The following is a 17,934-nucleotide window of genomic DNA, read 5'->3' on the forward strand; positions in this document are numbered from 1 at the left end:
TTAGAAAATGATCCAGTACAACAATCCTGCCAGCGCCCCGGTAATCGGAATTGTAATGAACCACGTAATAATGATACGTCCAGCTAGTCCCCATTTCACGGCTGAGAAACGTTTCGCGGAACCAACACCCAGAATGGCAGATGTGATTGCGTGAGTTGTACTCACCGGCAGGTGGAGCAAGGTTGCTGTGAAAATAACAGATGCGGCTGACAGATCTGCTGCAAATCCGTTAATCGGTTCAATTTTAAAAATTTTGGTTCCCATCGTTTTGATGATTTTCCAACCACCGATGGAAGTACCAAGAGCCATCGCTGTTGCCGCAGAGATTTTAACCCACAACGGAACTTCCAGATGATCCTGTACGCCTGCTGCAACGAGTGCAAAGGTAATGATCCCCATTGCCTTCTGTGCATCATTGGTACCATGCGTAAACGCCTGGAGTGCTGCTGTGAAAATCTGTACCGTACGGAAACCTTTGTTCACGTTATGCGGACTGCGTTTGGCAAAAATATATTTGAGAATGGTCATGACCACATACCCGATGGCAAATGCGATCAGAGGTGATAATAACAACCCTCCGACGATGTCAATAAATCCACTCCATTTGACTTTATCAGCCCCTGCGCCAACAAGTACAGCACCAGCAAGAGCACCAATCAATGCATGCGAGGATGAAGAAGGAATTCCGAACCACCATGTAACGAGATTCCAGATAATCGCGGCGATTAAGGTGACTATGACGACCTCAATCCCGTTATCCAGCTTGGTGGGGTCTGTTACACTCCCCCCGATCGTCTTCGCTACTCCAGTAAACATCATGGCACCGACAAAGTTCATCACGGCAGCCATAAGGATTGCCCGGCGAGGAGTCAGTGCTCGTGTCGAGACCGAAGTTGCAATGGCATTCGCCGTATCGTGGAATCCGTTGATGAAGTCAAACGCCAGTGCAAGGAAGACGACTATACCCAATACCCAAATCGTTGTTTCCATTATTCTCTGGCTCCTTAAGAATTACGCATGATGATGGATTCGAGCACATTCGCTACGTGTTCACAAGCATCCGTTGTTGTCTCAAGACGTTCGTAAATTTCTTTGCGTTTGATCAGTTCAATCGGATCAGGCACAGTAGCGAAAAGGTTCTTGATACAGTTGCGCAGCACTTCGTCGCCCTGGTTTTCCAGATCGTTCAGACGAATCGTGTACTCGCGGATCGCCAGCAATTTTTTCTGAGACAGCAAATGAATGGCCTTCTGAATTTCGTAAGCCGATTGGCGCAAAATTTCAGCGAATTGAACGATATATTCGTCCGGGTCAGTCAGTTGGTACATATAGAAACGGGAAGCCGTTGCTTCGAGTCCGTCCAATACGTCATCAAGTGTCGTTGTCAGTTCCATAATATCATCGCGTTCGATCGGCGTGATAAATGTCTTGTTGAGCTCTGTAATGATGGTATGAACATAATCATCACACTGGGACTCGTACTTCTTCATTTCATTGGCAAAAAGAGTCACATCCTGAAGGTTGGAAACATGTTGGGAGAAATAATCAGCCGCTTGCACGACCGTATCTGCCATGTTCTCTAGTGTCTCAAAAAATATATCCTTCTTCTTCTTAAGCTTCATAGCTCTATCCCCTTTACGAGAAATTGCCGATAACCGATGAAACATGAAATGACAACCTTTGATATCTTATCATAAATGTTTCACGGTTTGTACATAAGGCATGATCCTTTTTTATATTCTTATCACATAAATCTGAAATGAATCTTAATTATTTGGAATGGCTGGAAAAATGATGATGAAATTTTACACTGCGTTTACATTTCTCTTCAAATTGGATTAATTTTCAATTTCGACATGTCCTGCAAAGTCTGGCTGATTCGGAACGATACTGATAAAAGTCTTGCCAGGAACAAGAGCAACTTCGGTCCCATTTTGTACAAATCGAATAATATCACCCGGTTTTTTGACCCACTGTCCTCGAATCATTTTGCCTCTCTGAAACAGCATGGCTTCACCGCCCTGCTCCAGATTAACGGACAATCTGCCCACATTATCGAGCACCTTATGATCCGCACCCGCTACAATAATGTTGGACGCTCCGATCGGATTGCCGTTATCCAGATCCTGATCTGCCTTTCCGTTCACCAATCTCATATATCGTCCGCTAACTTCATCATAATCATACGTGACCCGGTAGCTCTCCAATAAATAATGAATATCGAACTGCTTGGCCAACTCCCCGCTAGACGTGGCTCCCTCCTCGTTATACGTATATACAGGGGATTTGAAGTCGTGACTATACCCTTTGGTGTCCGCGCCTTCTCTCAGCTTGTCCGCCGACGTGTACAGATTGTGCGGTGCTTTACGATCGGAGGAACGCCAGAAATAAGGGCCGCTATTCGATATCTCATCCATATGCTGTTTCTGCTGCTTTTGCAAAATGGAATAGGCATCCGGGCTGCCACCCGCATGAACCAATACCCCATCATAACTCTCACCAAGCTCGATCAGATACGGACGGATACTGCGCACGGGCCCAACCGTCTCTGCCCCGCCTTCGCTTTGGAAGATGGCAATAAAACGGGTGATGCCTCCCTCAGCGAGCACTTCGATCATAATATCTGCCGCACTCAGACCGGATTGGGGCCGTGCTGCAGGAGCATTGTTAATCATAACCGCCAATGGGCGGCGCGTAATGGCTTCATCAACAGGCAGACCCGTCAATGGGGCTGTATAGAGCGACGTAGCAGGCTCTTCCGTCTCTTGTTCTTCCTGTACGGGTGTAGGAACGGACTCCGGCTTTGGAATTTGAACCATCTCCTTACTCTGGCAAGCAACCAGACTTGAGGCCAGAATAAGCACTGATGCCGCAGAAACCATCTTGTTCCATTTCAATTGCTTCAATATATGTACCTCCTGAACGATATGGCTGAAATCTAGGCTGTAGTTGCTCTTATGAAGGTGACCATTTCACGTATTTCTTTCCATTTAATCACACACAGCACCATTTGTCTTCGATAGAGAGCGTATTTTCTACCCTGCATTTTACATTTGAAACCTGAGTCAGGATGAAAAATATGTCCTAAATGTGAACTTCTCAAACCTTACTTAAAATTTGAACTAGATTGTGATAATAATCACAAACAAGATGACTTTTGAACTATACAATAAAGACATCAAAGGTGATCACTTAGAAAAACAAAAACAACACACACTAGATTCCATGAAGGAGTGGTTTATATGTTCAGCTTCAACCAATGGCTTAGAGAAAACAAAGTGGCAATGTGGATTTTGACAGTACTTCGGGTGTATATCGGTTACGACTGGATGACACACGGCTGGGGCAAATTAACAGGTGGATTCGAAGCTGGCGGATTCCTTGCAGGCGCTGTAGAAAAAGCAACTGGTGATCACCCTGCGGTGCAAGCTTGGTGGGCAACCTTCCTTGAGAAATTCGCGGTACCAAATGCAGGACTGTTCGACTTCATCATCCCGCTGGGTGAATTCCTTGTAGGTCTGGGTCTCATTCTCGGATGCTTCACAACACTGGCAGCACTGATGGCAATGGTTATGAACTTCGCGTTCCTCTTCTCGGGAACAGTAAGCACGAATGCTCAATTAGTTCTGATGGAAATCTTCCTTGTCGTTGCAGGTGCGAACGCTGGTAAAATTGGTCTGGATCGTTGGGTAATGCCTTACCTTCGCGGATTGTTCACTCGCAACAAAGGAAGCCAGCCCAAAGAAACACCAACGATAAACCCTACGCACAAAACAGCCTAAATCGTAAATAGACATGATCCGGTCCTGCTCCCCTCCCCCTGGAGAGCAGGACTTTTTTGTATTTTTATTTATGCTTCTAGGTCATCCGACTTGCCCATCGACAGAAACACGTATTATGATGAACATATCGATCGATTATAATCAAAGGAGTACATGACATGCCAACCCAGCGCCGTCTTGAGACCGATGCCGACTTCCAGGAAGCCATGGAAATGAAGCATAAAGTTCGTGTTTTTAAAGATAATCACCAGATTGATTCCGGTGGCGTCATTATCCGTTTTGACAGCAATACCGTTGTGGTTCAGTCCAGTGTAAGTGAACTGGCATATCACTCGCGTACAGCATGTGAGCTTTTCGAGATTCGGAAGTGAATATACTCATTTGCAGAATGGTCAAGTTATAGAAAAAGGTTCCTGAGGCCCATTACGCTGGCCGCAGAAACCTTTTTGGTTCAGCTCATTCATAACCTAGCTCTATCTGGTCAAAGAACTGCGTGTTTTTGCAAAATACAACCCGCGGACCTGTTCACATCCTCTTGTCTGTTCCAAGTTATGCGCCGTCACCAAACTGCCAGCAGTTCAAACTGAGCGTACCGTAAGGATACGACTGGAATAGACGTTTTGCAGATCGTGACATATCGGCCGTACCCATGGCATAGAACAAAGGCGCAAAGTGCTCCGTTCCATAAGATGGAACTGCTGTGCGGGCATGGGGCGCTTTTTTGTCATATTGAAACAGCTCTCTCGTATTCCACTGCTCCAGCCGCTCGCCAATCCAGTTATCGAATTCCACTGCCCAGTCTTGCGGCTCATCATTACTGCCAAGCATACGCAAGTTATGAACGGTTCCACCGCTGCCAATAATCAGCACATTATCATGACGCAACTGCTCCAGCATCCGACCAATATCATACTGTTCCTGCGGGGAACGCAGCGAATCGACAGATACCGCAATTACAGGAATATTGGCCTCTGGATACATGTGTAACAGCGGTACCCATACACCGTGATCCAATCCCCGGCCTCGAACCGGTTGATGTGGAAGATTACTACGAGTGAACAGAGCGCAGATCTCATTCGCAAGGTCTGGCTGACCAGGCGCGGGGTAATTCATTGTATACATATTAGAGGGAAATCCGTAAAAATCATGCAAGGTCTGATGTGTATCATCCATTGTCACGGACGGTTCGGGACGATCCCAATGCGCCGTAAATACAACAATGGCTTTCGGAGCCGGCAGCCTGTCTCCAAGCTGGTTCAAAAAGTGAGTGTAATCATTGCTCTCCACCGCCAGAGCGGGAGAACCATGCGCAATGAATAGTGCGGGTAATGTCATTGCTGCCAACCTCCAGACACGGATAGGATGCTTACCCTTCTATTTTACCCCGAAGAAGGCGCTTTTCCAAGCTAACATCCCAATCAGATGCAATCTGGACGCGCATGTGGCCTTATAGAACAATCCATGTTGGATATAGAATGTTCAAGCTTAAAGATAAAGATTGCTATATAACCCCTCTTAGATCATCCAGTGCTGCCAATCCTGTTCAATCTTCTGACGTTCTCCCAGCCATTCTCTCGTACGCGTAATCAGCTGTTCACGCTCTTTACCGGAAGAGAAGGTATGATCGCCCTGGAAAATAATCTCCTTGTCGCAGCGGCCTTCCTGGCGCATCCAGAATACCTTTTGATACAGGAATGCGTAATCGACAGGAATGATCTCATCCGACGTACCGTGCACCACCAGCACATCCCCGTTAAATTTAACGGCTTCCTGGAATGGCTGATGTTCAGCCAGTGATTCAAAGAATGTTGGTGTAAACTTGTAGCCGAGATAATCAGCAGCCCCAAGTTTCACCCCTTCATCGTACACATCACGTCCCGTAATTTTCACAATATCATTGAACGGGTATCCCACAGATGACCACATCACAAGATTCTTGACCCGTTTGTCACGGACAGCAGTCAGCAGCGCAACAGCTCCACCCAGACTATGTCCGATCAGCGTTACACGGCTTGGATCTACATCACTGCAGTTTACCGCATAGTCCAGCACAGAACGTGTTTGGGTAATCATGGATTCCAGTCCTTCAGCTCCGTACTCACCACTGCTCTCCCCGCAGCCGATATAATCGAAGCGCAGCACCAAATACCCATCTTCGGCCAGCTCACGGGCGGTCTTCACAAACAGACGATCTACACCGATCCGACTTCCTACGAATCCATGGCAGATGATAGCAAGAGGCACGCGCTGTTGGTGATTTCCCTCCTTGATGTCTTTGACGACAGGATAATGAATCGTGGCTGTTAATTCTTCTTGCCCATGACGAATACTGATCTGACGCTCCATGCCCATTTCCCCTTTCCATTCTTCCCTGCTCATGTTCAATTTGTTAATTATATATAAAACCGATAAGTTTAATGTGTATTAAGATGATATTAGTATATTATCATCCTGTGAACCTCAAGTCAACGTGAGGAAATGTCCATTTCCAGACGTACCTTGTCTACATTTTATCGGTAATTTCGCAAAAAAAATGAGCCAAGCTGACCACAGCTGACTCGAATTATTTCTAATACTTAAAGTCACTACTCATAACTGCGACGGAACATCTCATGAGTCTCCACTCGACCCTGCCATTCATGTTCATGAACCGAATTCGAGCTCCCCCAGAAGCTCCCTGACTGAAAGGTTCCATCTGTATACTCTTCCGCATATTCAACATCCTCCAACGTCTCCTCCATTGGCACAACCTCATCCGTTACTCCACGGGAGTTGCTATTCAGCAGCAGCTTCCTTGTTAGTTTATCCGTTTGTTGATCCATACCTGCCACACTCCAATCCCTGGTTTCTGTTGGAAATGCTACTATTGTGGTGGAATCGGCTGTACTTTATTCATTCTTCACACAATCGTTAGAACTTGACGAGCACTTACGCATATTAATGGCGAATCACGGAGAACCTAAGCAAAATATTATAGCCAACATTTGCCTCTGATTCCTTCTGGCGAAAGGGTTGAATTCATGGAACACATCTTGGAATGGATTCGTAGTCACGGAAAACTGGTGCTGTTATGCACCTGTGTCATTCTGGCCTGTGCAGGGCTATGGTCGAATCGTAAACAGTTGTTTTATAAGGAATGACTTTGCGAAACGAGAGCCCTTCCCGTATACTAAAATACCGTCAGGGTCTCCAGATCAACGGGGATCAGAACGTGTGTAGACAGGGGGAGCAATCATTGGGGATTTCCTATAAAAAGTTGAAAGAAATACAGAATCGGCAAATGACCGAAATGAGTAAAATGACACCGGAGCATGTAAAACTGTTTGATCAGATCAGCACCATTGCGCGCCAAGCACCTGCCGATGAGAGAACGCAGGAAGAATGGATTCTCTCGGCTGGAAGAGCCATCGTACAAGCTCAGCGTGACGGTAAGCCTGCTCGCGAGTTATATGGACCTAATCTGGAACAACATATCTATTCACAACTAGGAGTAGCAGATGATAATAATCCGGCTGCAACTGCTGGCGAAATTCATATGGACTCATCCAGAGCTTCAAGTAAGGCTGTAAAGAGCTCCGGAAGCAAATCCAATAAAACAACCAGTACCTCAGCCAAAAAGACAGCAGCGGTTGAAGTGGAACCCGCGGAGACTCCGGATCAAGTGAAACGGACGCCTAAATGGTACTTCATGATCTCTTGGGCAGCTTTGTCTTTTGTCATGCTGATTCAAGGTGCAGTTGGGCTATTTATTGGCTGGACGGGTGGAGATACGGAACCATTTAGCCATATCAGCCTGTTCTCCCTCATCGTTGCGGCGGTTGGAGGTATTGCACTGGTTGAAATGCTTCGTCGCCTCGCTGAGCGTCCAGATGATCAGGGAGCAGACAAGACGGCCAGACCACAGATCAACCTTCGTGGGATCGCCATCTATATCGTTATCGTTGTGCTTGTCTTATTTGTAGGATATCCGCTGCGTGACAGCCTTCCCGTATTTACGCTGGCTCCGTGGATAAGTCTTGTGATCGGTATTGTGGGCTTGGCTACGTTGAGACCACTCTTTGGACAAAAGAAAGCATAAGGATGCTGATGCCCTTGGTGGGGCAGTAGCATTGGGTATATCGTACAGTAATGTGGTGTGCGAAGATTAAAGTACGAATGAAGTACGACATTTGAAGTACGACATTCGGTGATGAGATAGATTATCGAGTGTCCAAAAAGGGGCCATAATGGCCCCTGGCCAGCTGTTGAGAAATTCTCGACAGCTATTTTTATTTTCAAACCGTTCAGAAAAAGCTCATAATGCTCTTTATCTATCAGAGGTAAAGGTGATCATGTGCCACACCTTATGAGTAACCTTACATACAGTCAGTAGCTCGTATGAAGCTGATCCCGCCTCCCGAAAGGAAGGGCTTATCATACTTCATATAGATGATCCACAGAACCCGTAGAGTCTCTCTCCATTTTGAGCTGAATGCGATGTTTGATTTCCTTGCCCGGGGTCTCTCCGAATTCTCGCTTATACATGCGGATAAAGTAGTTCACTTCCATACCAACCGTCTCCGCAGCCTCTCTTACACTTGCTCGTGGGTGCTTGTCCAGCCATTCCGATGCCTTGTGCAGACGTAATCGCTGCATGTACTGATGTCCCGTCACCCCATGTCTCTGGTGAAATAATCGGTTCAGGTGCTGCACTGAATAACCAACAGCTTCAGCTACATGCTTCAGCAGCAGATCATCCTGGTAGTGTGTATGCATCAGCGACACTGCTCGAGTGAATGCTTCATTTGCCGATTCCGACTCGCGCTCAGAACGTGTTAACGACCTACGCCTTGCTTCTCGCTCTTCTGTCTCATCATACAGCGGGAGGATGTAACGGGACATGTCCAGAATAAGCTGGTAGATGATCGTTGAGCTGTTCCACATTTCAGTCATTCCATCGTCCAGCGAGTGCCAGATGTCCGTCAATCTTGACCAGAAGTGTTCAAATTCGGACAAACGCCGTTGCCCCATCGGCAGCAGTCCTGCCGATCGAAGCACCGCCCCCGCCGCCTCTCCACCAATGCCGATATATCCAAGCTCTCCGTGTGTTCTGGAATGTGGTATATACTCATGGGCCACCCCTGGTTCCATCACGAACAGTTCACCCGCCGACACTGTCCACGCTCCTTCACCTGGTACCTTAAATTCCCCCTTGCCACTGCGTAACAAAAAAAGCTGATACACCGGAAATCCATCCGGTCTGAACTGGACCTTCTCTTCTTGTGTTCCCACACAATACAGATACAGAGGCAACCGGGAATCTGGCAGGCCGGTCAAGCGAAATGCAAGCATTCCATCATTCCTTTCGGATCATGCTCTTCTTCCTCCTATTATCCATCGGTTGACTCGTTGCAGCAACGGTCAAAGGAACCTTTTTGGTGACAGGATTTTTAAAATGGATTACATACGATTCACAAAATCTACTGCGATGACACAACAACTTTTAAGATGATAAATAAAAAAACTCCCCTTCTCATTTGGAAAGGGAGGCTGAGTGTTAACATAACTGAAAGATAAGATTGTTGGTTCTTGGAGTGGCCGTTCCGGTTACGGATCGTTCTTTCGATCGCTGTTGTCTCCAAATTTTTTTTGATTCAACCTCTATAAGGTTTAAATTCGGAGACAAAGGCGAGCGCTACCGCTTCTTCAGAATCGATTCCGTCCCCTCCACTACTTCTGGAGCTCAAAACGAACTACTTACCTTGTTTAACGTTAATCTTACTTTATTATTATGAAGATGGTGTATCTCCAGCTGGTGCTGGTGTATTGTTGCTCCCTTGGTCTGTACCCGTAGGAGCTACCGAAATTGGAAATGTAGCTACTTCTGAATTGTTTTTATACTTAGTATTATCACTAGCCACAGAAACTACCAGAACTTTGTATTCTCCCGCTTCAAAAACTGAACCGTCAGAATCATTGGAGGAAACTCCAATATTCACAGTTGCTGTTCTTGGGTTACTACCAATATTCACTCTTTCTAAAGCTTTTCCAGTATCACCTGAACCACTCTTAGCTTTAACAACGTACACATCATAACGAGAAATTCCTGTTTCATTGCCAGGCTTGGTGAAACTTACACTAATCGAAGTATCGGTTGCCGTTGCCTTCACATCTGCTACCTTCTCTACAGATGTTGGTGACTGTTTTTTAGCATTAATTCTGAAAGTAGCTGAATCTATGTTTGATTCACGTTTGCTGTCGGAGGATTCTGATAAAATGTAAGCCGTGTACGACTTGCCCGGTACAATAGGTTGGCCGTTGATATCATTCAGTGCATTCGGAAGTATGGAATAGCCCCCTGTCGTGTCCACTGACTTGATCACGTTAGAATTGTTTTCTTTTGCAATAGCTTTCGCCAAATTAAGATTAAATCCGCTTCCAGTCGGGGCAATCATTACAACATAACGACTGATCCCTACTTTTGAAGCTGGTTCCGTATATCTCAAAGTTACATCCGTTGCATCGCCAGCAGCTTGCTCTTCATTTTTAACTTCTACATCAGTGATTTTAACTTTTCCAACGGCACTTGTTACAGACAATTTAATATCAGCATACGCCGTGGACAGCACATTGGAAGAGTTGCTGGTATTGCTTACTGCAAGCACAAATATACGATAGTTCTCATCATTGCGAATATCTGTACCATCTGTTGCTTTTACATCCTTTAAAGTCAAAGTATAATTTCCGCTTCCGCTAGCTTTATTTACAACCTTATAGTTTGAGTTCCGATTTGCTTCGGCCAAATCGAACCCACCCAAATTCGCCGTTTTGACTGCGAAAACACGATAATGATAAACATTCGTCTCATTAGACGATCTATTAAATGTCACCTGCAAATCACTACCGTCTCCATTATCTCCGATGTCCGCTGCATTCACGTAGGTCGGAGCGGCCACAGTCGAGTTCTGTACTAGCGTAATTTGTGAAGAATAAGATGACAATGCATTCTGGCTGGAATTGCCGCTATTGCTTACCGACAGGACGAACACACGATAAGAAACACCATTAGAGATTCGAGATCCATTAGTATCTACCGCGCTGCTCGGAAGAGTAAATGACTGATTTCCACCCGTTTTGCTCACCTGATAATAATTGTTCGATGCATTAGCCGCGCTCAGTGTGAAGCTGCCTGCATAAGCAGAACGTACCACATATACCCGATACGCGGAAACGTTAGATTCATCCGAAGCTCTATTAAACGAAACTTTCAGGTCACGTCCATCGTTGTAGTCACTCACATCAGCAACCCCAATGTTACTTGCGACTCCAGCATTACTATTCGTTGTCAGTCTCAACAGCGTTGACGACGAAGACAGCGCATTAGTATATCCATTCTGCTGGTTGCCTACAGCCATAACGTAGATTCGATAATCTTGCAGATTCGTTACGTTATAACCACTTGTGTCCTTCATGGAGGATGGCAGTGTTGTTGTAATGTTGTTGCCTGTTTTGTTCACGTTATAGTACAAGCTGGAAGACAGATTGCTCGCCGTAGTCAGATTAAAGCTGCTGGATACCGAGTTCCGCACTACAAAAATTCGATAATTAGCAACTTTGGACTCATCGGATGAACGGTTGAAGCTCACCTGAATGTCACGACCGTCTCCATAATCCGAATTGTCTTTTACTTGCGTGATGACTGGCGCTGTTGCTGTGTTTACGCCCAGCGTAAGTGAAGATGATACTGTGGACAGTTTATTGTCTGCTGTTGCCGCATTGGAGCTCACGGATACAATGTAAACGACATAAGATGTGCCGTTTTTGATCAATTCCCCGGATGTATCACGCGTCGAGGAACTGAGCTGGGTTTTGACCGCTGCGCTGTTACCTTTGTAAATAATGGTTGAATTCGAACTGGACACATTATTGGCCGTAGTTAGATTGAATGAAGAAGCGTCTTTCGCCTTAACTACAAAAGCACGGTAATACGTAATATTCGATGTGGTGCTCGGCTGTGTGAAGTTAATTTCCAGATCACGTCCATCTCCGTAGTCGCTGATATCTGCGATCCGCAGGCCTGTGACAGGCTGCACCGTCGTTTTCACATTGTTTAGTTTTATGGACTGGGTAGACCAGGCCAGCTGATTTTTGTAGCTGTTGTTGCTGTTCCCCACCGTAAGTACATACAATCGATAGGTTTCATTTGAATTCAACAGATCCCCGTTCACGTCACGTGTCTGAGCATTCAATGTCAATCTTGGATCGGTGCCATTTGGAGAAATGGAAGTGTAATTACTAGATGGTACTGCCGTTGCCGCAGACTCATTGAAACTGTTCACATCACGCGTTTTTACCAACATAATCCGATATGCGGATACAGCCTTCTCAGACGTCGGACGTGTGAAACTTACGGTCAGATCTCGACCATCCCCATTGCTTCCTGACACAGCACCGTAAATGTTCCATGCTGCATATTGTGTCTCATCCACAGGAGGAGTAGACGTTGTTTTGATATCTACACGCTGATTGCGGGAATTCCAGAACACTTTCTCCCCAAAAGCTTCACTAACAAAACGAATTGGAACCATTGTGTTTCCCTTGATGGTATTTGCAGGTACATCTAGCGCTACCGCTTCTCCGTTGATGTAAGCCGTTTTAGAACCCAGTTTCAGCGATACTTCCTGATCTCCCCGGTTCGCCGTGATCGTTTTGGTTTTATTGGTGTACTTTACCGTGGCATCCAAGCCTTCGAAAATAGAGCGTAATGGAACCAGTACACGTCCACCTTTCATCACAGGAGCCTGTGCAGAGGATAACTCCGCATCGTTAATATAAATACTGATTCTTGCCGCTGCATCCATAACTGACGTTGGAAGTGCAGACATCAACATGGCCGATACGGCCAGTGCTGACATCACCTTTTTCACTTGACGTCCTCCCGCTTTTCTCATATCCAATATCCCCATTCTCTTCAATATTTAAGTTAAAATGTGATCGTTGATGAATTTCAATTTATTCCTGTAATTTCCTGTGCACATCTAAGACGTATGAACATGAGTAAAAGTTTCCAATCCCACAAAAAATATTTTCGCAGAAATGTCCTTGCACCATCTACCCTCCAAAGGTTAAAAATAACAGAAGAATTTGTCATTATTCCGCAACAACATCTTTCCCAATTTCGTTTAATGTATAGTGAATAACAACCTATTATCTTTATAATTACGGGAGGTTCACACAGATGACATCATCGTATTTATCTGGTCAACGCAAAAGGATGCGATTCTTCATCACAGTCGTTACCATTGCTGCAATCTTTACAGGAACCCCAGCTACATCCGGAGCTGCTACTGCCGCTCCTTCAAGCCTGGATACCAAAGTAACCACCAGCAGTTCAACCGCTATATATAAAACATTTCAGTCCATGCTCAAAAAAAAGAACGCCTTACCCGCCGCTGACACCTATCTGGAATCCAATATCAAAAAAGTAACAAAGCATCACGCCACCCTGATGGTCCTTCAATTGGAGAATACACGTCTGAAGGCCCTAACCTCCATGACGGACCGCTTGCTCGTTCCTAACGTTCAGGACAAGATGCTCAAGGCATACCAAACGAACGACAGCTTCACCAAACTCATGGAGCGTACCCAGGATTCCGATCTGCGTGTACTTTTAAAAGAAGCCCGTGACAGCGGCTATCGCCTCGTCATGCTCGAAGGCTCCCTCTATCCCATTATGAATTATGCGGCATTCGTGAAATATACCTCTGATATTACAGAGGATATCTCAAGCTACATCAATATCATGACGAAGGAAACGAAAAACCTGCCTGCGGATGACGGAGCTCTGGTCATTGGTTACCAGGAAATTCTCCTTCGAGCACTCAGCCAGGAAAGATTCCTGGAGCTGCATCCGAAATCGAATCGGGCCAAGCAGGTACAGGATCTGTTGAACAGTTATACCCTGTATACCTTTTATGGGCTGAACAATACACCGCTGTTTGATTATGAAACGAACAAAATGGTTGCGAACGCCCAAAGAGGTTACAACGGCGTCTTGCAGCGTCTTGCATCCGTGGATAGTGAATTTCTCACCAAGCTGGATGCCTTTATGGATGTGGTTAAGGAAGCAAAGTATGAGAAAACAGCTGCGGTGGAGAAATGGCTGGAACAGAATGTTCCGACCGGGGCGGATGCCGGCTATTAAATAATTCATGGTATTAATCACCTACCTAATGAATGCAAAAGAACCGACATAGGATTCGCTCCCATGTCGGTTTTCTTTTTGGTTTTATCGATGAAATGAATCTCCTACTTGAGGCTAACTCAGAGTTAGTAACTACAGAATTGGCTTGACCATATGGTTATACTCATGTCCACCAATGACAATGACTTCATCCTTGATATAGCCCTGCCGTTCGTACAGCATCAAGGCCCGGCCATTGTCCCGTTCAACAATGAGGGACACCTGGGAGTGTCCGAGTTCCCTTCCCTGCTGCTCAAAAGCAGCCATCAATGCCTTGCCGATGCCCTGCCCCTGATACGCTTCGCTTACGGATAAAGTATCCAGATAATACTCCCCGGGACGGGTTTCTTTGACCAACGTATATTTCTCATCTGTACTCCGACCAGGCCGATCCAGAATCGGCTGATCCAGAAGATCTGCTTCACCGCCATCATACGCTACCAGGATTCCAGCGACCTGTTCGTCCTGCTCCATTACCGTTATATTACGATAACTGATCCTATTGTCTTCCTGCACGTAAAATTGTTGCAAAATCTGCATTGCTTTCTCATGCTCACCTTCACCTGCCAAAGCATAGGCAATATCACCAATCGCCTGATAAAGCAGAGGAATGACCTGTGCCGCATCTTCTTTGCGAGCAGGTCTCAACAAAGGCTGCGCCTCACTACGATCCGACTTCACATTGGAATGATTCATCAGATTAACATGTTGAACAGATTGAGATTTTTGTTCAGCTCGGTATACGCGAGGCCTTTACGATTCATACGTTCAATCAGCGGCTGGTAATCTTCCTTGTACATCAGCTCGATGCCCACCAAGGCCGGTCCATTTTCCTTATCATGCTTCTTCGTATATTCAAAACGGGCAATGTCGTCATTGGGTCCCAATACTTCCACAAGGAATTCACGCAAGGCTCCCGCACGTTGTGGGAAATTGACCATGAAATAATATTTCAGACCTTCATAGATCAACGAACGTTCCTTGATTTCCTGCATCCGATCGATATCATTGTTGCCGCCGCTGATCACACAGACAACCGTCTTGCCCGCAATCTGTTCGCGATACTGCTCGAGTGCAGCAACCGCCAAAGAACCAGCAGGCTCCACAACAATCGCATTTTCATTATATAGCTCCAAAATGGTTGTACAGGCTTTGCCTTCAGGCACCTTCACAATATCATCCAACGTGCTGCTACAGATGTCGAAGGTCAGGTCACCAACGCGTTTCACCGCAGCACCATCCACGAATTTATCAATATTATCCAACGTGACAACCTGCTTGCGGAACATGGCCTCACTCATGGAAGCCGCGCCAAGTGGTTCTACGCCAATGATGCGGGTTTCCGGGCTAACCGTCTTCATGTAGGTTCCAACACCAGCAGCCAGACCGCCACCACCGATTGTGACGAATACATAATCCGCTTTTTCATCCAGACTCTCCATGATTTCCATCGCTACCGTACCATTACCCGCAATGATCTTCGGCTGATCGAACGGATGGATAAACGTCATGCCCTGTTCATTACACGCACGCATAGCTTCTTCATAAGCATCATCATACGTATCACCTGTCAGCACCACTTCAACATTATCTCCACCAAATCGACGTACCTGTTTCACCTTCTGGTTAGGAGTTGTGCTCGGCATAAAAATTTTGCCGTGGATGCTAAGCGCGTTACAGGAAAAAGCAACTCCCTGCGCATGGTTACCCGCGCTCGCGCAGACAATGCCTTTCTCCAGTTCAGCAGGAGTCAGACTACGAATCATGTTGTAAGCTCCACGAATTTTAAACGAACGTACCACCTGCAGGTCTTCCCGTTTAAGATACACATTACAGTTATATTTGGCCGACAATACAGCATCCCGCTGCAATGGCGTTCTTACAATGACTTCACGCAGCACATGATGTGCGCGCACGATATCTTCCATGCCAACACCGGTACGGCCGGGATTGGCAGTTCCCGTTGGTTCTTGTTCCACTGGTTTCATCTCTTATCCACACTCCGCTTATCTTGGTTGGCAATGCAAGCATTGCTTTTTCTTTTTATTGTATCACTTTTGCACTGTTCTTGCGCCTGAGCTCGCATCATTTACCATTCGCAAACAAACCGTATCTAATTGAAAATCATTATCAATTACTTGATTATAGATTATTCCATACTTTAGGACAAGGCATAGCGTCGCTCTGATTCATTAAAAAGTGGATCATTGAAATTGCACGAGTAGCATGCTGCTCGGTTCCTTAAACCGTATAAACGGCAAAAAAGGGGTATCCCCGTCATTTTCATGACCTATGGGACATCCCTTTTAAAAGAAGTATTTAAAGCAACTAGTCAATTTTTAAGCCTGAGTCTTAAACCACGCCTCAGCAGCTTCCGCCTCGGTACGAGTCAACTGATGTCCCTGACGCTCCCAGTGCATGTGCACGGCTGCGCCTGCTCCACTAAGCAGTGAGGCGAGTTCATCCGTTTCTCGTTTCGGCACAATTGGATCGTTCTCTCCTGCTCCGATGAATACAGGCAGCCCCTTCAGTTCTGGCAATTGCAGACCGCGAAGCGGTACCATCGGATGGTGCAGAATCGCTCCTTTAAAAACGTCAGCCTGATGGAAGATCAGACTTGCTGCGATGTTTGCTCCGTTGGAATAGCCCAGTGCGAAGACATTGGCACGATCAAAGCCATACTCCACAGCGGCTGCATCCACAAAAGAACCCAGTTCCGCTGTCCGTGCAATGAGATCCTCTTCATCGAACACCCCTTCCGCCAAACGGCGGAAGAAACGAGGCATTCCATTTTCGGATACGTTACCACGCACCCCCAGAATACCTGCTCCTGGGGCAATCATCTCGGCCAGACCTACCAGATCGTTCTCCGTTCCACCTGTCCCGTGCAGTAACAAAAGGGTGGGAGCAGTTGGCTGAGAACCTGCTTTATAGATATGTTTCATTGTATTAGTAGTACTCATGATTTGGACTCTCCTTTCCATTCACGTACTTGAATAGGTGGCAGCAGCTGTTCAATCTGCTCACGCTGTGGTTCGTACCATTCAGGCAGCATCAGCTTTTGGCCCATGCTCTCCTGTGGTTCATCCCGTGCAAATCCTGGAGGATCAGTAGCCAGTTCAAACAGTATACCTCCCGGTTCCCGGAAATACACGGCGTTAAAGTACTGGCGGTCAATGACCGGAGTTGGATGATATCCGGCTTTTTGAAGCTCCTGCTGCATTTGTTCGTGCTCGACATAATCTTTTGCGCGCCATGCAATATGGTGAACCGTCCCTGCTCCGCCAATTCCCCGTTGGATTCCAGTGGATTGAATGTCGATCAGTTGACCGATGTCACCACTCGCCTGCAGACGAATGATTCCATCCTCTTCTCCTACCTGCTCGAGACCGAGCATCGTTGTCAGTACATCCGTTGTTTTGTCAGGTACATGGCTGAATAAAACAGCTCCACCAAAACCTTTGATGGCATGTTCAGAGGGTACGCCGTTGAATGACCACTGACTTGGCTGACCTCCTTCACGCTCGACCAACTCGAGCAACAGACCGCCTTTATCGAAGAAACGAATGTATTGCTCGCCAAATCTTGTTTTATTTTCAAATGGAATATCGAAGGATGCCAGACGTTCTTTCCAGAATGGTAGACTGCCCACCGGAATCGCATATACGGTTACTCCAGTCTGTCCTGCGCCGATGACACCTCTTCTAGCATTCTGCTGCGGGAAGAAGGTGATAATAGTGCCAGGAGCGCCATCCTCATTGCCATAATACAGATGGTACACATCCGGTGCATCAAAGTTAATTGTTTTTTTCACCATTCTCAGTGCCAATACACCTGCGTAAAAATCAACGTTTTTCTGTGCATCATCTACAAAAGCCGTTACGTGATGGATTCCTGAAGTTCTGAACATAATCTCCACTCCCTTGGTTT

16 protein-coding genes are annotated in these 17,934 nt (G+C 46.2%); 4 read left to right on the forward strand and 12 right to left on the reverse strand.

The annotated features are described in order from the left end of the window. From BMY78_RS29955 to BMY78_RS29965, 3 genes are all read right to left on the reverse strand, one after another. Positions 1 to 990, reverse strand: coding sequence for an inorganic phosphate transporter (locus BMY78_RS29955; RefSeq protein ID WP_090904871.1), 990 nt, complete (start codon positions 988 to 990; stop codon positions 1 to 3). 14 nt (positions 991 to 1,004) lie between these two features. Continuing rightward, positions 1,005 to 1,622, reverse strand: a complete 618-nt coding sequence (locus tag BMY78_RS29960) for a DUF47 domain-containing protein (RefSeq protein WP_062327047.1) — start codon at positions 1,620 to 1,622, stop codon at positions 1,005 to 1,007. Positions 1,623 to 1,838: 216 nt separating this feature from the next. Then, positions 1,839 to 2,906 (reverse strand): DUF3048 domain-containing protein, encoded by a 1,068-nt coding sequence (locus BMY78_RS29965; RefSeq protein ID WP_090904872.1) that lies wholly within the window; start codon positions 2,904 to 2,906, stop codon positions 1,839 to 1,841. Positions 2,907 to 3,242: 336 nt separating this feature from the next. On the opposite strand from BMY78_RS29965, the gene BMY78_RS29970 reads away from it, so the two are divergent. Next, positions 3,243 to 3,782: a DoxX family protein gene (locus BMY78_RS29970; protein ID WP_090904873.1), complete on the forward strand. Its 540-nt coding sequence runs from the start codon at positions 3,243 to 3,245 to the stop codon at positions 3,780 to 3,782. Positions 3,783 to 3,940: 158 nt separating this feature from the next. Next, on the forward strand, positions 3,941 to 4,153 hold the full coding sequence (locus tag BMY78_RS29975) for a hypothetical protein (protein ID WP_076291601.1): 213 nt from the start codon (positions 3,941 to 3,943) through the stop codon (positions 4,151 to 4,153). Between the two features lie 178 nt (positions 4,154 to 4,331). On the opposite strand, the gene BMY78_RS29980 is transcribed toward BMY78_RS29975, so the two are convergent. The 3 genes from BMY78_RS29980 to BMY78_RS29990 form a co-directional block, all read right to left on the reverse strand. Further along, entirely contained in the window at positions 4,332 to 5,117 is a 786-nt protein-coding gene (locus BMY78_RS29980; RefSeq protein ID WP_090904874.1) for a DODA-type extradiol aromatic ring-opening family dioxygenase, read from the reverse strand. Positions 5,118 to 5,297: 180 nt separating this feature from the next. Beyond that, positions 5,298 to 6,128, reverse strand: coding sequence for an alpha/beta hydrolase (locus BMY78_RS29985; protein ID WP_090904875.1), 831 nt, complete (start codon positions 6,126 to 6,128; stop codon positions 5,298 to 5,300). A gap of 239 nt (positions 6,129 to 6,367) precedes the next feature. After that, on the reverse strand, positions 6,368 to 6,604 hold the full coding sequence (locus BMY78_RS29990) for a hypothetical protein (protein ID WP_090904876.1): 237 nt from the start codon (positions 6,602 to 6,604) through the stop codon (positions 6,368 to 6,370). A gap of 413 nt (positions 6,605 to 7,017) precedes the next feature. On the opposite strand from BMY78_RS29990, the gene BMY78_RS29995 reads away from it, so the two are divergent. Continuing rightward, positions 7,018 to 7,860, forward strand: coding sequence for a DUF1129 family protein (locus tag BMY78_RS29995; protein ID WP_090904877.1), 843 nt, complete (start codon positions 7,018 to 7,020; stop codon positions 7,858 to 7,860). A 335-nt stretch (positions 7,861 to 8,195) separates the two neighbouring features. On the opposite strand, the gene BMY78_RS30000 is transcribed toward BMY78_RS29995, so the two are convergent. Together BMY78_RS30000 and BMY78_RS30005 are read right to left on the reverse strand one after the other, a co-directional pair. Beyond that, the gene (locus BMY78_RS30000; protein WP_090904878.1) at positions 8,196 to 9,113 is read right to left on the reverse strand and encodes an AraC family transcriptional regulator; all 918 of its coding nucleotides are present in this window, start codon (positions 9,111 to 9,113) and stop codon (positions 8,196 to 8,198) included. A 437-nt stretch (positions 9,114 to 9,550) separates the two neighbouring features. Further along, positions 9,551 to 12,712: a copper amine oxidase N-terminal domain-containing protein gene (locus BMY78_RS30005; RefSeq protein ID WP_177185923.1), complete on the reverse strand. Its 3,162-nt coding sequence runs from the start codon at positions 12,710 to 12,712 to the stop codon at positions 9,551 to 9,553. 287 nt (positions 12,713 to 12,999) lie between these two features. On the opposite strand from BMY78_RS30005, the gene BMY78_RS30010 reads away from it, so the two are divergent. Then, positions 13,000 to 13,965: a hypothetical protein gene (locus BMY78_RS30010; RefSeq protein WP_090904881.1), complete on the forward strand. Its 966-nt coding sequence runs from the start codon at positions 13,000 to 13,002 to the stop codon at positions 13,963 to 13,965. 132 nt (positions 13,966 to 14,097) lie between these two features. Here the strand turns inward: BMY78_RS30010 and BMY78_RS30015 are convergent, their stop codons facing one another. The 4 genes from BMY78_RS30015 to BMY78_RS30030 all read right to left on the reverse strand — a co-directional run bounded on the left by BMY78_RS30015 (position 14,098) and on the right by BMY78_RS30030 (position 17,914). Beyond that, entirely contained in the window at positions 14,098 to 14,700 is a 603-nt protein-coding gene (locus BMY78_RS30015) for a GNAT family N-acetyltransferase (RefSeq protein WP_090904883.1), read from the reverse strand. Beyond that, a complete protein-coding gene (ilvA, locus tag BMY78_RS30020) occupies positions 14,700 to 15,992 on the reverse strand; it encodes a threonine ammonia-lyase IlvA (protein ID WP_090904885.1) in 1,293 nt (430 codons plus the stop codon). Before ilvA ends, BMY78_RS30015 begins: the two co-directional genes overlap by 1 nt. Positions 15,993 to 16,343: 351 nt before the next feature. Then, entirely contained in the window at positions 16,344 to 16,949 is a 606-nt protein-coding gene (locus BMY78_RS30025) for an alpha/beta hydrolase (protein WP_090904938.1), read from the reverse strand. A 14-nt stretch (positions 16,950 to 16,963) separates the two neighbouring features. After that, positions 16,964 to 17,914 carry a ring-cleaving dioxygenase gene (locus BMY78_RS30030; protein ID WP_371129207.1) on the reverse strand — a complete coding sequence of 317 codons (951 nt, stop codon included), beginning with the start codon at positions 17,912 to 17,914 and terminating at the stop codon, positions 16,964 to 16,966. Positions 17,915 to 17,934: the final 20 nt, after the last annotated feature.

The organism is Paenibacillus sp. OK076, from assembly GCF_900110055.1.
In the GTDB taxonomy this organism is placed as follows: Bacteria; Bacillota; Bacilli; order Paenibacillales; family Paenibacillaceae; genus Paenibacillus.

What these genes read in the sequence shown, in the direction of transcription:
- BMY78_RS29955 (WP_090904871.1), bottom strand. Translation starts at nt 990, where the DNA reads ATGGAAACAACGATTTGGGTATTGGGTATAGTCGTCTTCCTTGCACTG.
- BMY78_RS29960 (WP_062327047.1), bottom strand. Translation starts at nt 1,622, where the DNA reads ATGAAGCTTAAGAAGAAGAAGGATATATTTTTTGAGACACTAGAGAAC.
- BMY78_RS29970 (WP_090904873.1), top strand. Translation starts at nt 3,243, where the DNA reads ATGTTCAGCTTCAACCAATGGCTTAGAGAAAACAAAGTGGCAATGTGG.
- BMY78_RS29975 (WP_076291601.1), top strand. Translation starts at nt 3,941, where the DNA reads ATGCCAACCCAGCGCCGTCTTGAGACCGATGCCGACTTCCAGGAAGCC.
- BMY78_RS29980 (WP_090904874.1), bottom strand. Translation starts at nt 5,117, where the DNA reads ATGACATTACCCGCACTATTCATTGCGCATGGTTCTCCCGCTCTGGCG.
- BMY78_RS29985 (WP_090904875.1), bottom strand. Translation starts at nt 6,128, where the DNA reads ATGGAGCGTCAGATCAGTATTCGTCATGGGCAAGAAGAATTAACAGCC.
- BMY78_RS29990 (WP_090904876.1), bottom strand. Translation starts at nt 6,604, where the DNA reads ATGGATCAACAAACGGATAAACTAACAAGGAAGCTGCTGCTGAATAGC.
- BMY78_RS30000 (WP_090904878.1), bottom strand. Translation starts at nt 9,113, where the DNA reads ATGCTTGCATTTCGCTTGACCGGCCTGCCAGATTCCCGGTTGCCTCTG.
- BMY78_RS30005 (WP_177185923.1), bottom strand. Translation starts at nt 12,712, where the DNA reads ATGAGAAAAGCGGGAGGACGTCAAGTGAAAAAGGTGATGTCAGCACTG.
- BMY78_RS30010 (WP_090904881.1), top strand. Translation starts at nt 13,000, where the DNA reads ATGACATCATCGTATTTATCTGGTCAACGCAAAAGGATGCGATTCTTC.
- BMY78_RS30015 (WP_090904883.1), bottom strand. Translation starts at nt 14,700, where the DNA reads ATGAATCATTCCAATGTGAAGTCGGATCGTAGTGAGGCGCAGCCTTTG.
- ilvA (WP_090904885.1), bottom strand. Translation starts at nt 15,992, where the DNA reads ATGAAACCAGTGGAACAAGAACCAACGGGAACTGCCAATCCCGGCCGT.
- BMY78_RS30025 (WP_090904938.1), bottom strand. Translation starts at nt 16,949, where the DNA reads ATGAAACATATCTATAAAGCAGGTTCTCAGCCAACTGCTCCCACCCTT.
- BMY78_RS30030 (WP_371129207.1), bottom strand. Translation starts at nt 17,914, where the DNA reads ATGTTCAGAACTTCAGGAATCCATCACGTAACGGCTTTTGTAGATGAT.